General features: G+C 59.6%; 14 protein-coding genes and 1 tRNA gene. 9 read left to right on the forward strand and 6 right to left on the reverse strand.

Annotated features, from left to right (window positions below; all coding sequences use genetic code 11):
• Window positions 1-42 precede the first annotated feature (42 nt).
• Window positions 43-2,568, reverse strand: coding sequence for an FtsX-like permease family protein (locus tag J7399_RS14825; protein WP_209087150.1), 2,526 nt, complete (start codon window positions 2,566-2,568; stop codon window positions 43-45).
• A complete protein-coding gene (locus tag J7399_RS14830; RefSeq protein ID WP_209087152.1) occupies window positions 2,565-3,272 on the reverse strand; it encodes an ABC transporter ATP-binding protein in 708 nt (235 codons plus the stop codon). The genes J7399_RS14825 and J7399_RS14830 overlap by 4 nt, the downstream gene beginning before the upstream one ends.
• A 15-nt stretch (window positions 3,273-3,287) precedes the next feature.
• On the opposite strand from J7399_RS14830, the gene J7399_RS14835 reads away from it, so the two are divergent.
• Window positions 3,288-3,965, forward strand: coding sequence for an arylesterase (locus J7399_RS14835; RefSeq protein WP_247742904.1), 678 nt, complete (start codon window positions 3,288-3,290; stop codon window positions 3,963-3,965).
• 3 nt (window positions 3,966-3,968) lie between these two features.
• Entirely contained in the window at window positions 3,969-4,580 is a 612-nt protein-coding gene (locus J7399_RS14840; protein ID WP_209087154.1) for an SOS response-associated peptidase, read from the forward strand.
• Here J7399_RS14840 and xth read toward each other — a convergent pair.
• Together xth and J7399_RS14850 are read right to left on the reverse strand one after the other, a co-directional pair.
• Window positions 4,577-5,356, reverse strand: coding sequence for an exodeoxyribonuclease III (gene xth / locus J7399_RS14845; protein WP_209087156.1), 780 nt, complete (start codon window positions 5,354-5,356; stop codon window positions 4,577-4,579). The two genes, J7399_RS14840 and xth, sit on opposite strands and share 4 nt — an antisense overlap.
• A 78-nt stretch (window positions 5,357-5,434) precedes the next feature.
• Window positions 5,435-5,758, reverse strand: a complete 324-nt coding sequence (locus J7399_RS14850; RefSeq protein WP_209087158.1) for an iron-sulfur cluster assembly accessory protein — start codon at window positions 5,756-5,758, stop codon at window positions 5,435-5,437.
• 93 nt (window positions 5,759-5,851) lie between these two features.
• Here J7399_RS14850 and J7399_RS14855 point away from each other — a divergent pair, with 93 nt between their 5' ends.
• From J7399_RS14855 to J7399_RS14885, 7 genes are all read left to right on the forward strand, one after another.
• Entirely contained in the window at window positions 5,852-6,991 is a 1,140-nt protein-coding gene (locus tag J7399_RS14855) for a deoxyguanosinetriphosphate triphosphohydrolase (protein WP_209087160.1), read from the forward strand.
• A 73-nt stretch (window positions 6,992-7,064) separates the two neighbouring features.
• The gene (argS, locus tag J7399_RS14860) at window positions 7,065-8,810 is read left to right on the forward strand and encodes an arginine--tRNA ligase (RefSeq protein WP_209087162.1); all 1,746 of its coding nucleotides are present in this window, start codon (window positions 7,065-7,067) and stop codon (window positions 8,808-8,810) included.
• Window positions 8,811-8,901: 91 nt separating this feature from the next.
• Complete coding sequence (locus J7399_RS14865; protein ID WP_209087164.1) at window positions 8,902-9,930, forward strand: SPOR domain-containing protein; 1,029 nt, start codon at window positions 8,902-8,904, stop codon at window positions 9,928-9,930.
• Window positions 9,927-10,910, forward strand: a complete 984-nt coding sequence (gene nagZ / locus J7399_RS14870) for a beta-N-acetylhexosaminidase (RefSeq protein WP_209063336.1) — start codon at window positions 9,927-9,929, stop codon at window positions 10,908-10,910. The genes J7399_RS14865 and nagZ overlap by 4 nt, the downstream gene beginning before the upstream one ends.
• 12 nt (window positions 10,911-10,922) lie before the next feature.
• A complete protein-coding gene (locus J7399_RS14875; RefSeq protein WP_209063334.1) occupies window positions 10,923-11,735 on the forward strand; it encodes a ScpA family protein in 813 nt (270 codons plus the stop codon).
• On the forward strand, window positions 11,728-12,444 hold the full coding sequence (gene scpB, locus J7399_RS14880) for an SMC-Scp complex subunit ScpB (RefSeq protein WP_209087166.1): 717 nt from the start codon (window positions 11,728-11,730) through the stop codon (window positions 12,442-12,444). Before J7399_RS14875 ends, scpB begins: the two co-directional genes overlap by 8 nt.
• Before the next feature lie 87 nt (window positions 12,445-12,531).
• Entirely contained in the window at window positions 12,532-12,756 is a 225-nt protein-coding gene (locus J7399_RS14885) for a hypothetical protein (RefSeq protein WP_209087168.1), read from the forward strand.
• 21 nt (window positions 12,757-12,777) lie between these two features.
• On the opposite strand, the gene J7399_RS14890 is transcribed toward J7399_RS14885, so the two are convergent.
• Both J7399_RS14890 and J7399_RS14895 read right to left on the reverse strand, forming a co-directional pair.
• Window positions 12,778-13,854, reverse strand: coding sequence for a 2'-deoxycytidine 5'-triphosphate deaminase (locus J7399_RS14890; RefSeq protein ID WP_209087170.1), 1,077 nt, complete (start codon window positions 13,852-13,854; stop codon window positions 12,778-12,780).
• Between the two features lie 58 nt (window positions 13,855-13,912).
• Window positions 13,913-13,989, reverse strand: a tRNA-Pro gene (locus tag J7399_RS14895).
• Window positions 13,990-14,052 lie beyond the last annotated feature (63 nt).

Below are 14,052 nucleotides of genomic sequence, written 5' to 3' on the forward strand. Positions count from 1 at the left end.
ATACTTCTCGAATGAGAAGATCTTGGGGGTGGGCTTTTTTGTTCAGTCTCTGGCGCGCAGGATACGGGCTGGGCGCGTTGCCAGCGAGGGCCAGGCAAAGACAAGACCGGCCAAGAGGTTGGCGAGGATGCCGGCGCTGAGGATCCACAAAGCGTTAGGCCAAATGATGATGAAATCGCTCTCCATCACAAAGGTCATCACGGCCCAGCCTCCAAGCAGGCCAACCGCGAGGGCAACACCGCCTGCGGCACCGCCCAGAAGGGCTGCGCGCCAGGCGAAGCTTTTGAGGATCTGGCCGCGCGTGGCGCCGAGGGTCTTCAACACGGCGGCCTCATAGGTGCGCGCGGATTGGCCCGCGGCAGCGGCCCCAAAAATCACCAGAAGGCCTGTGAGCAGGATGGTGGAGGCGCCGTAGGTTGTGGCATTGGCCAGCTGCGCCACCAGGTCTGAAACCTGCTGTGCAGCGTCTCTCACATGGATCGCGGTGACATTGGGGTAGGTTTCAGACACTTCTTTCAACAGGCTCGCTTCGCTCTCAGCCTCCGCATAGACAGTTGCGATGAAGCTGTGGGGGGCGCCGGCGAGGGCGGCTTCGTTCATGATGATGACAAAGCCCATCCCAGCGTTGGAGAAATCCACCTCACGGAAGCTGGTCACTGTGCCGGTGATGTCCCGCCCGAGGATGTTGATCGTCATGCTGTCGCCCAGTGAGAGCCCCATCTCTTCGGCTTCTTCATCGGCAAAGCTGATCTGGGGCGTGCCTGCATGCTTGGGATCCCACCATGTGCCAGCGGTGAGTTTGGTGCCTTCGGGCATGTCGCTGGCATAGCTCACGCCACGGTCGCCGCGAATGACCCAGTGGTCACCGGCCACGTCTTTGGCGGGGCGGTCGTTGATCCGGGTGATCACGCCGCGCAGCATGGGGGCGTTTTCGACATCGTGGATGGTTGGCGTGTCTGCCCAGTCAGCTTCCAGAAGCGGCATCTGATCGCGTTGGATGTCGACAAAAAAGAAGGAGGGCGCAACTTCGGGTAGATCGCTGGCAATTGCGTTGCGCAGGTTGCCATCCACCTGGCCAACGGTGGCAAGCACACTGAGTCCCAGGCCGAGGGATAGCACGACCGGGGTTGTTGCCTCCGAGGCGCGGCCCACAGATTGCAGCGCCCAGCGGACTTGCGGGGATTGGCGCAGACGTTGGGAGAGGCTGTTGAGCAATGCGCGCAGCCCGGCGGAGGCGGCAGTCAGTGCGGACATGGCGATGGCGACGCCCCCCGCGAACCAGATCGTGAGGCGCGCTGAGCCGGAAAGCCAGCTTGCGAGCGCGATCAGCAAAGCGATTAGGCCCACAACTGTGAGCATATAGCGCAGGGCTGGCCAATGGCGGGTTTGACCAAGCTGGTCGCGAAACAGCGCGCTGGGGCGGACGTTTTCCACGCGCGCCAGCGGCCAGAGGGTGAAAATCGCGGCGGCCAATGTGCCGTAGAGTGCGGCTTCGATCAGCGGGAGCGGATAGATCGCAAAACTTGCCGGAAAAGGCAGGACGGCGGTGATCAGCGGGGCAAGCAGGATAGGCAGCAGCGCGCCAAGGATCAGACCTGAGGTGATGCCGATGAGGGCCACAAAGCCGATTTGCAGGAAATAGCTGAGAAAGATCGTGCGGCGCTCGGCACCAAGGCTGCGTAGGGTGGCGATGGTCTCGGTCTTGCGGGCGAGGTATGCGCGGATGGTAGTGGAGATTCCCACACCGCCTACGGCAAGGCCCGCAAGGCCCACAAGGATCAGGAAGGCACCGAACCGCTCGACAAAGCGGGTGATGCCTGGCGCTCCATTGCGGCTGTCTCGCCACCGCAGCCCGGTGCTTTCAAAGGTGGCTCTTGCGTCTGCTTCAAGCGTGGCAAAATCGGCCTGCTCAGGCAGATTGAGACGATAGTGAGAGGTGAAAAGCGTGCCAGGGGCCAAGAGGCCGCTTTCAGACAGATCACTTGTGCGCACAAGCGCGCGGGGGGCGAAGGAGAAACCATCGCCGGTGTCGGGCTCGCGCAGCAGGCGGGCCATGTAAACGAAGGTTTGTGATCCCAGTTGAAAGGTGTCGCCGGGGGCGAGCGCGAGACGATCAGCCAAAAGCCCATGCAGTACCGCGCCGGGCAGGTTGTCTTGGCCGTTCAGCGCGCCCTCCAAGGAGATGTCTGGCGACAAAGAGACCGCGCCCACCAGCGGATAGGCGGTGTCCACCGATTTGACCTGCGCCAATGCGCGTTCGGTCTCGGCCTCCCCCGGGACAACCACCATGGAGCGGAAATCAATGATTTCGGAGCTTCCCGTGGTGTTGGTGGCCATCCATGCGCGCTCTTCCTCGGTGGCGCGGCGGTAGGTGAAGCTCATTTCCGCATCCCCTCCCAAGAGCGTCGCGCCCTCGGAGCTGAGGCCGGTTTGGATGGCACTGCGTACAGAGCCGATGGCTGCGATGGTGGCGACGCCAAGGATTAGGCAAGCGAGAAAGACGGTGAAGCCGCGCAACCCGCCCCGGATTTCCCGGCGCGCGATGCGCGTTGCGGCTGACAGGCTCATGCGAGCGCCTCGGATGCAACAGGTGCAAGATGGGTTTCATCATCCAAGCGACCGTCACGCAGGCGCACCACCCGTTCACAACGAGCGGCGAGGCTGTTGGAATGGGTCACCATGATCAGGGTCGTGTCGCGTTTGGCGTGCAGATCAAAGAGCAGATCCATGATGGTTTCGCCGGTTACCTGATCAAGGTTGCCGGTAGGCTCATCTGCCAGAAGCAGTCGCGGTGATGGGGCGCTGGCGCGGGCCAGCGCAACGCGTTGCTGCTCCCCGCCGGACATCTGACTTGGGTAATGATCGGCGCGGTGTGCGAGGCCGACGGCTTCAAGCTCGGCACGGGCGCGCTCTTGGGCATCGCTGCGACCCGCCAGCTCCAGAGGGGTGGCGACGTTTTCCAGCGCGGTCATGGTGGGGATCAGGTGAAAATTTTGAAACACCACGCCCATGTTTTCTCGGCGGAAGCGCGCAAGGGCATCCTCATCCATCGCCGAGAGATCGTGATCCAGCGCCATGATCTGACCGGAGGTCGCGCGCTCAAGCCCACCCATCAGCATCAGGAGTGAGGATTTCCCAGAGCCAGAGGGCCCAACAAGCGCCAAAGTTTCACCTGCGGCCACATCAAGCGAGATCCCATGAAGAATTTCTATCCGTCCGGCATTGCTATCCAGCGCTAAAGTCGCATCTTTGAGAGAGAGTATGGATGACATGTCGGAGGTCGCCTGTTGAAACTTCATTCCTCTCTATATGGGGCCGTGTCGCGTTGCGGCAAGGCATTGGCATTTGGCATTTTAAGCGTCTCATTAAGCGACACTGCGGTCAAGGCGGAGACCGTTGTGATTGCCGCTTTGGGAGACAGTTTGACCCACGGCTATGGCGTCGCGCAGGGTGCCGGGTTTGTGCCACAGCTTGAGGCTTGGCTGATTGCGCAAGGCCATGATGTGAATCTGCAAAATGCTGGCGTGTCTGGGGACACGACCCAGGGCGGCTTGTCGCGTGTAGGCTGGACGCTGGGGCCGGATGTGGATGCGCTGATTGTGTCGCTTGGGGGCAATGATGCTCTACGCGGGATTGATCCGGCAGTGAGCAAAGCCAATCTTGCGGGCATCGTGGAGGCCGGACAGGCGGCAGATGTGGACGTGATGCTGATCGGAGTGCAAGCGCCGATGAATTTTGGTGCGGGCTACAAGCAGGACTTTGATGGCATGTATGGGGCCTTGGCGGAGGATTACAACCTGACGCTTGCGCCGGATTTCTTTTCGGCCATCCGGGATTTGCCGGAGGACCAGCTTCGCGCGCTGATGCAGCCAGATGGCATTCACCCAAATGCGGATGGTGTGGCGGCGATTGTCCCTGTTCTGGGGCCTTTTGTGGTTGAGATGCTGGAGCAGATGCAGGAGTAGGTGATGCCCGGGCGGTTCTTTCTGACCACGACGATGCGCGATGTTGGCCAATGGGTCGGCGCAGATGCATCGGCGGTCGAAGGCGAGCCGCCGCGCCGAAATATTGCGCCGGGGCAGGAGGTTGCCTGTCTCACTTCAAGTGGCTTTCAGCGTATGCGCTGGGGGGTCATCCCGGTGGGGCGCGTAAATGCGCGTGGGCGGCCTGTGATGGAAACGATCATAAATGCACGCTCTGAAACCGTGTTTGACAAGTCGGCTTTTGAGGGCACAGGGCGCGCCGTGATCATTGTCGATGGCTGGTATGAATGGACGGGTGAGACGCGGCGCAAGACGGCTTGGCGCATTTCTGGAAAAGAGCCACTGATCTTTGCCGCGATCACAGATGTCTGGAAAGCGCCGGGTGGGCGCGAGGTACATCAGGTGGCGGCAGTGACTTGCGCGCCGAACACCGATGTTGCGCCGATCCATCACCGGATGGGCGTGTTGCTTGATAAACAGGATGTGCCGCTTTGGCTGGAAGGCTCACCGGAAGAAGTGAGCCCGCTGATGGTGCCTTGGCCGGCCGGTCGGCTCAAAATTGAAGAGGCGTCAGATGTGGATTGGGGCGCGCCTTAGGCCGCCAAATCAATCCAGACAGGCACATGATCTGAGGGCTTGGAGCGGCCGCGCTCTTCTTTGTCGATTTGGCAATCCTGCAAGAGATCCGCACATTGCGGACTAAGTAGGAAGTGGTCGATGCGGATGCCGTTGTTGCGGTTCCATGCGCCGGCTTGGTAGTCCCAGAAGGAATACATGCCTGATGCAGAATTGCGGGCGCGGAACGCCTCCGTTAGGCCGAGGTTCACAAGGCGGCGATAGGCGGCGCGGCTTTCTGGGCGGGCGAGGGCGTCTTCTTGCCAGTCTTCGGGTTTGGCGGCGTCTTCATTCTGCGGGATGATGTTGTAGTCGCCCGCCATGAGGAAAGGTTCTTCCGCTGAGAGGAGCGCTTCGGCGCGGGCGTACAGGCGCTCCATCCATGCGAGTTTGTAGTCGTACTTCGGCCCGGGTGTCGGGTTGCCGTTGGGCAAATAGAGGCCACAAATGCGGACCGGCGTGTCGCCCATCACGGTTGCTTCGATATAGCGGGCTTGTTCGTCGCTGTCGTCACCGGGCAGACCGCGTGTCACATCCTCCAAAGGAAGCTTGGACAGGATCGCCACGCCGTTGAAGCTCTTCTGGCCGTGGGTTTCGACCTGATAGCCGCGCTCTTCAAAAATCTCGCGCGGAAAGGCCTCATCGACGGATTTGATTTCCTGCAGGATCGCCACATCGGGCTGCGCCTCATCCAGCCAGCGGGGCAGGGTTTCGATGCGCGCCTTGATGCCATTGATGTTGAACGTGGCGATTTTCATGAGGCTGTCCTTTGTCCGCTGGGTCTTTGTATCTACCCAGCAAACATCGGTGGCGGCAAGATGAGAAACGCCGCGTGCTTACATCGAAAAGCTGGTGCCGCAGCCGCAGGAGCTGGTGGCATTGGGGTTGTTGATCACAAACCGCGCGCCAATGAGCTCTTCAGAAAAGTCGATGACTGCATCTGCCAAGAATGGCAGAGAAACGCTGTCCACCAGAACTTTCTCCCCAGCACCTTCAAGCACAAGGTCATCATCCTTGGGCGTATCCAGCTTGATCTCATACTGAAAGCCTGAGCATCCGCCGCCTTCAACGGCCACGCGCAGGGCCTGACCCTGATCGGCGGCACCGATCTCTGCGAGACGTTCGAAGGCTCTTTCGGTTACTTTGGGCGGCAACTGCATGATTTTTTGTCCTATTCGCGCGATTTGCCCGGTTCAAAGCGGGCGCAAAACCCAATATAGAAAAGCCAAGGACAGGCTACAAGGACCACGCACATGTATGCGCCCTACGCCTCAGATCCGGCACATGCGCGGGGACGGCGCATTCCGGAGGAGGAGAGCAGCTTTCGGTCATGCTTTCAGCGGGATCGGGACAGGATCATTCACGCCAGCGCCTTTCGGCGGCTCAAACACAAAACACAAGTGTTTGTGGAGCATGAAGGGGATTACTTCCGCACGCGGCTGACCCATTCGATCGAGGTCGCGCAGGTGGCGCGGACCATCGCGGGGGCTTTGGGCCTCAATCAGGAAATCACCGAGGCCATCGCTTTGGCGCATGATCTCGGCCATACCCCATTTGGCCATACTGGCGAAGATGCGCTGGACGCGCTGATGCAGCCCTACGGCGGCTTTGATCACAACGCCCAAGCGGTGCGGATCGTGACATCACTTGAGCGGCACTATGCGGATTTTGACGGGTTGAACCTGACCTGGGAAACCCTTGAAGGCATTGCCAAACACAATGGTCCTGTTGTTGGCGATCTGCCTTACGCGCTGGCGGATTATAACGCGGTGCATGATCTGGAGCTTCACACCCATGCGAGTGCAGAGGCACAGGTAGCAGCCTTGGCCGATGATGTGGCTTACAACAATCACGATCTGCATGATGGCCTGCGCGCTGGGCTCTTCACCGAGGAAGAAATCTGCGCGTTGCCGATCGTCGGAGAGGCTTTTGCGGATGTGGACAGGAGCTATCCCGGGCTTGAAGCGATCCGCCGGCGGCATGAGGCGTTGCGCCGTGTGTTTGGCGTGATGGTGAGCGATGTGATCGCAACCTCGCGCGCGGCGCTTGAGGAGGTGGGGGCGCAATCCGTGGAGGAGTTGCGGGGATGCGGAAGGCCGGTGGTGCAATTCTCCAGCGCATTGTGGGCAGATCTCAAAGAAATCCGCGCCTTCCTGTTTAGCCGCATGTATCGGGCCCCTTCTGTTGTGAAAATGCGCAAAGAAGTGACAATCGTTGTGGAAGAGCTGTTCCCGCTGTTCCTCAAGCAGCCTGATTTACTGCCAGCACGTTGGCATGATGATCTGCGGCGATGTGGCGATGAAACCGCTGTGGCGCGCATGGTGTCGGACTATATTTCCGGTATGACTGACCGCTATGCATTGCAGCAGCACGCGCGCCTTATTGGCAAGTGACGTTGACGTGACAGCCTGTGGTGATAAACCCACCGCAATCTGACAAGACCAAAGACATGTATAGGACGGTCTGATGAACCTGTTTTCCGAGATCCGCGCGCTGGTGATTGACGCGCTGGAAGCGATGCAAGCCGAGGGCGCACTGCCTGAAGGGCTGGACTTTAAAAACGTGGCCGTTGAGCCGCCGCGTGATGCGCTGCATGGCGATATGGCCACCAACGCTGCGATGGTGCTGGCCAAACCTGCCAAGATGAAACCGCGCGACATTGCCGATACGCTGGCGGGTAAGCTCGCGGAAGATGCACGTGTCGACGTGGCAGAGGTTGCCGGCCCCGGCTTTTTGAACCTGCGCCTCGCGCCGGTGCTCTGGCAGAACGTGGTGAAAGCCGCGCTGGAAGGCGGCAATGACTTTGGCCGCTCTACTATGGGCGCGGGCAAGAAAGTCAATGTAGAGTATGTCTCTGCAAACCCAACCGGGCCACTGCACGTGGGGCACACCCGCGGCGCGGTCTTTGGTGACGCGCTGGCGAGCCTTCTGGATTTTGTCGGCTTTGACGTGACGCGCGAATATTACATCAACGACGGCGGCGCGCAGGTCGATGTGCTCGCGCGCTCTGTGTACCTGCGTTATCAGGAAGCGCACGGGCAAGAAGTGGCGTTTGAAGATGGCACCTATCCCGGTGACTATCTGATCCCGGTTGGAGAAGCGCTGAAAGAAAAGGTGGGCGATGCCTATCTCGACAAAGGCGAAGACGTTTGGCTTGCCGAAATTCGTGAGTATGCCACGGAAGCCATGATGGATCTGATCCGCGCTGACCTGAAGGCGCTGGGCGTGACCATGGATAAGTTCTACTCGGAAAAGTCGCTTTATGGCACCGGCCGGATTGAGAGCGCTTTGGCGGAGCTTGAGGGCAAAGGCCTGATCTATGAAGGTGTGCTGGAGCCACCAAAGGGCAAAAAACCCGAAGACTGGGAACCACGTGAGCAGACCCTGTTCCGCTCCACCGACCATGGCGACGATGTCGACCGTCCGGTGAAGAAATCTGACGGCAGCTGGACCTATTTCGCGCCCGATATCGCCTATCACTATGACAAGGTCACCCGTGGCTTTGACGCGCTGATCGATGTCTTTGGCGCGGACCATGGCGGCTATGTCAAGCGCATGAAGGCTGCGGTTTCGGCTCTGTCGGATGGCAATGTACCTCTCGATATCAAGCTGACTCAGCTGGTGAAGCTCTTCAAAAACGGTGAGCCGTTCAAGATGTCCAAGCGGGCAGGGACGTTCATCACCCTGCGCGACGTTGTGGATCAGGTTGGGCCTGATGTGACCCGCTTTGTGATGCTGACCCGCAAAAACGATGCGCCGCTGGACTTTGATTTTGACAAGGTGCTGGAGCAGTCCAAGGACAATCCGGTGTTCTATGTGCAATACGCCCATGCGCGGGTGTGTTCGGTTCTGAAGAATGCTGCATCTGCTGGCATTGCAGCAGACGATGCCACGCTGGCTGGCGCTGAACTGAGCAAGCTCGGCCATGATGCAGAGATTGGTGTGGCCAAAAAGATTGCTGAATGGCCACGTCTTGTTGAGATTGCGGGGCGCACAAATGAGCCGCACCGCATTGCCTTCTATCTCTATGAATTGGCTGGAGAACTCCACGCGCTCTACTACAAAGGCAATGAGGATACCTCGCTGCGTTTCGTGCAAGAGGGCGATGCGGCCACAAGCCAAGCAAAAATTGCACTGGCACGTGCCGTGGCCGTTGTTATTTCCGCCGGTCTTGGTATTCTTGGCGTAACTCCGGCGCAAGAGATGCGCTGAAACTGCACGTTCGTCGGGGTTGAGGACTAGGCAAGACGACCCCGGCGACACCGTATCGCTTACGAGAGCGCGCGCGGGCAGTGAGGCGAAAATGGCAGAAATTCCAATGGGTGCGCCTGGCGCGCCCAACGGCGACTCCCCGAATGCGGCCCTTTTGGTCAACCGCGCGGGTATGTTTGTTTCGGCAGCGCTTGTGCTTGGCACCTGCGTCTGGGGCTACCAAATTCTTTCTCGGGATGTGAGCGGCGTGCCTGTGGTGCGCGCGCTGGAAGGGCCGATGCGTATTCAGCCCGAGGATCCGGGCGGGCGTCAGGCGGGCCATCAGGGTTTGATGGTCAACGAGGTTGCGGCGGATGGTGGCGCGGCCGGTCCCGCTGATCAGGTGATTGTTGCGCCCCCGCCGATCGCATTGACCGAAAGAGACCGGGTTGTGTCTGGCGCGGCCACTGCGACGGCTCCGGCCGCAGAGCAACCGGCCACGCGTGTGTCACCGCCAGCTGTGGAAACGGACACGTTGGCGCTTGCTGATACCGCTCCAATCGTCGCTCCTGCGGCTTTGGATGTGAGCATACCTTTGTCGGTTGAAGAGCTTGCTGCGCAGCTCTCTGCCGGAGCAACACCTTTGAGCGGCACCGAAGCGGCTGAGGCACAGGCCATCCCCGCGTCGCTGAATGTGATCGAAGCCGAGAGCGAGATCGCGCCAGAAACTGAGGCGCCCAAACCCGAGATCCAAGGTGGGATCAAGCGCTCCTTGCGGCCCGTGTTGCGCCCTGCAGGCTTGTCAGCCTCTCCGCGACAACAGCAGATTGCCGCGATTGATGCCGCTGTGGGCAGCGTGCTGAAATCCATCGATCCGGAAGATATTCCTGCAGGGACACGTCTTGTCCAGCTTGGTGCCTATGAAACCGCAGAAATTGCGAGCGCTGAATGGGCCCGCCTTCAGAGCCGTTTTGAGCCGTATCTGGGCGACAAGACCCGCGTGATCCAGAAAGCCAGCAGCGGAGGCCGCGTTTTTTACCGGCTGCGCGCCATGGGTTTTGAAAACGTTAGTGATGCACGTCGTCTGTGTTCCGCTCTGAAAGCTGAGAACGCGGACTGTATTCCGGTGACCACCCGGTGAGCCGGTTTGGTGCGGTCATTTCCGGCTGTGAAGGGCTGCGCGTAACGGCGGAGGAGAAAGCGCTCTTTCGCGAGACGCGGCCTTTTGGCTTTATTCTGTTTGCGCGTAATATCGACACTGCGGATCAAGTGCGGGCGCTGTGTGATGATCTACGCGCCTGTGTCGATCATGATGCGCCGATCACCATTGATCAGGAGGGCGGGCGCGTGCAGCGCATTCGTGCGCCTATGGCAACGGAATGGCTGCCGCCTTTGGAGCAAGTGGCACAGGTCGGTGAGAATGCGGCCCGTGCGATGTATCTGCGCTACCGCATGATTGCGCATGAACTGCGGGGCCTTGGGATTGATAGCAACTGCGCCCCCATGTTGGATGTCGCACGCCCCGAAACCCATAAATTCCTGCAGAACCGCTGTTATGGCGATGACAGCGCGAAAGTTGCTGAGATCGGACGCGCGGTTGCCGATGGCTTGCTGGATGGCGGTGTCTTGCCGGTGATCAAACATATGCCGGGCCATGGCCGCGCCTTTGTGGACAGCCACTTGGACCTTCCCCGCGTGACAGCTCCGCGCAAAGAGCTTGAGGCCGATTTCGCCCCCTTTCGGGCGCTGAATGACCTGCCGATGGGCATGACAGCGCATATCGTGTTTGATGCGGTTGATGATGCCCCTGCAACCACCTCTGCCAAGGCAATGCAGATGATCCGTGAGGACATCGGCTTTGGCGGTCTGATCATGACCGATGACATCGGCATGGAAGCCTTGAGCGGCACGGTCACCGCGCGGTCTATTGCTTCGCTGGCGGCTGGCTGTGACGCGGTTCTACACTGTAACGGCAGCTTTGCGGATCGACAGGCCGTTGCAGAAGCTTGCGGAGAGATGAGTGATGCGGCGCAGGCGCGGGCCGAGGCCGTTCTGGCGATCAAGCGCGTGCCACAACCTGTTGACATTGAAGCGCTTGCCGAGGAACTTAAAGCGTTCTGAACGGGCAAGTGAATGGCCGACACTGACATCGAAGACACCGGACCCGATGACACGGGGGAGATGACTGTCGCTGAGCGTATGGCGGCTGAGGCTCTGATTGTGGATGTCGATGGTTTTGAAGGGCCATTGGACCTTTTGTTGACGCTGTCGCGCACGCAGAAGGTGGATCTGCGCAAGATCTCTATTCTGGAGCTGGCGCAGCAATATCTTGATTTTGTGGAGCGGGCCAAGCGTTTGCGGTTGGAGCTCGCCGCAGATTATCTGGTGATGGCGGCCTGGCTCGCCTTTCTGAAGTCGCGGTTGCTGCTTCCCCCTGATCCCACAGAAGAGGGCCCTTCGGGCGAAGAACTCGCCGCGCACCTGGCGTTTCAGCTGGAACGCCTGCAAGCGATGCGTGATGCGGCGGCCAAGCTCATGGCGCGTGACAGATTGGGCCGGGACTTCTTTGCGCGCGGCATTCCAGAGAGCGTGGAGCGCGTGCGCAAAGTGACATTCACGGCCACGCTGCTTGATCTCATGCAGGGATATGCGCGGCTCAAAACCAAAGATGAGTTCCGCCCATTTGTGATGGATCGCGAATCCGTCTTTACGATGGAAGAAGCCCTTGAGCGTATGCGAGGGCTGATCGGCTTTGCTGGCGCTTGGACGGATATTCTGAGCTACTTGCCAACTGGGTGGGAGAACGATCCGAAGAAACGGCGTTCGGCCACGGCAGCGACATTTGCGGCCTCTTTGGAGCTGGCCAAGGAGGGTAAGGTGTTTATCCGGCAAAGCGAGACCTTTGCGCCCATAGAAGTGCGCAGGAGAGACGACAGGGATGACTGAGACCGACAACGCCGCCAATATTGATGCCGGGGCAGAGGCTGAGGCTGTGCACAAAGAAAGGCCCGTGCAGGAGGAAAGCCTGTTTGAGGCCCCTCCCATTGCGGAGCAGGAACGCATGTGTGAAGCGATCCTCTTTGCCAGCACGGAGCCTGTGAGCGTCAAGGAAATGAACGACCGCATGCCCCATGGCTGTGATGCAGCGGAGGCACTGGTGCATCTGCGCAAGCGCTATGAGGGGCGCGGCGTGCGTGTGGTCAAGGTGGGCGACGCTTGGGCCATGCGGACAGCGCCTGATCTGAGTTTTTTGCTGCAAAAAGAAACCGTTGAGACGCGCAAGCTGTCACGTGCAGCGATCGAAACACTTGCCATTATCGCTTACCATCAGCCCGTGACCCGTGCCGAGATAGAAGAGATCCGGGGCGTGAGCGTGAGCCGGGGCACGGTCGATCAGTTGCTGGAAATGGAATGGATCCGTTTAGGGCGTCGTAAGATGACCCCGGGACGTCCGGTGACCTTTGTGGTGACGCCTGAATTTCTGGATCATTTTGGCCTCTCCAGTGCGCGCGATCTGCCCGGGTTGAAAGAGCTGCGTGCCGCGGGGCTTTTGGAGAATCGTCCGCCGCCGGGCACCATCCCGTTGGGTGTTTCTACAGGCGATGATGAGGACGAAGAGGCCGTCACAGGCCAATCCGAACTCTTTGAGGATTAAACACAATCCCGACAACAGGGAGCGCGGGCCTTAAATTCGGCGCAATCTTGGTATACATTCCGCATGAGGCAGCAGGGAGCGCGCAAAATGAACGCGAACCAACTTATCAATATGGTCATCCGTCAGGTTGTGCGGCGGCTGGTGAATGGCGGGATCAACGCAGGCTTTGATGCCATGTCCAAATCGCGTGGCAAGTCCCAGAAATACCCGCGCGCGGATGGTGACGAAGGGCAGGGGTCACAGGTGAACCCGCAAGGGAGCAAGCAGGCGAAACAAGCCATGCGCGCGATGCGTCGGCTGAACCGCTTCTAGGTGCCAATGGCAGCGTCTGTGTTACGCTGCCTTGAAATGTTTGCTGAGTTTCAGGCCCTGACCCTGATAGTTGGACGCAATGCCAGCGCCATATAGCTGTTCTGGCACGTCTGCCATGCGCTCATAGACCAAGCGACCGACCACCTGGCCATGTTCCAGCACAAAGGGAGCCTCGTGGCAGCGCACTTCCAACACGCCCCGTGACCCTGTTCCGCCAGCTTCAGCGTGGCCGAACCCCGGATCAAAGAAGCCCGCGTAGTGCACGCGGAATTCACCAACCATTGCCAGGAACGGAGCCATCTCCGCAGCATAAGCCGGCGGGATGTGTACGGCTTCACGGCTCACCAGAATGTAGAACGCGCCGGGATCGAGAATGATCTTTCCGTCAGAGCTGTGCAGCTCTTCCCAATATTCGGACGGGTCGTAATGCCCGATGTTTTCCAGATCAATCACGCCCGTGTGCGGCTTGGCACGATAGCCAACAAGGGTGCCGTCTGCGGGTTTGAGGTCGACAGAAAAGCCAAGACCGTCGTCAATCACAGCCTCGCCGTCCACCAGTGGGCTGCGCCCATGCAAAACACGCAGGTCGGCGTCGCTTAGCAGGCTTTGTCCAGCTCGGAAGCGGATCTGGTTGAGGCGCATTCCGGGGCGCACGAGCACCGAAAAGCTGCGTGGGCAGATCTCGGCATAAAGGGGTCCTTTGTAACCGGCAGCGATGCGGTCAAATTCCGTGCCGCCATCCGTGATGGTGCGGGTCAGCAGGTCCAATCGGCCGGTTGAGCTTTTGGCATTGGCAACAGCTTGAACATCTTCGGGGAGGTTGAGTGCTTCCATCAGGGGAACGACATAAACGCAGCCCTTTTCCAACACCGCGCCATCTGAGAGGTCGATACGGTGCATCTCAAATTCGCTGAGACGTTCGGCCACCGTGCGGCCCTGTCCGGCCAAGAATGACGCGCGCACGCGGTAGGCAACATTGCCAAGACGCAGATCAAGCGATGCAGGTTGGACCTGGCCTTCAACGACCGGTTCTGACACGCGAATTTCGCCGTTTGTCAGCATGGTTTCAATGGTTTGGCTGGGCAATACGCCGGTCATAATGGTCCTTCCGGATATACAAAACGCCCGGGCCTTGCGGCACACGGGCGGTTTTGAATGGTCGGGCTAGCAGGACTCGAACCTGCGACCTTCCGTCCCCCAGACGGACGCGCTACCAGGCTGCGCCATAGCCCGACGATGGGCTGTTCATAACGGAATTGCGGGCGGGAGCAAGTCAAAAATTGCAACTTTTTCGCG

It is taken from the genome of Shimia sp. R9_1 (genome assembly GCF_017743775.1).
Classification (GTDB): Bacteria; Pseudomonadota; Alphaproteobacteria; order Rhodobacterales; family Rhodobacteraceae; genus Shimia.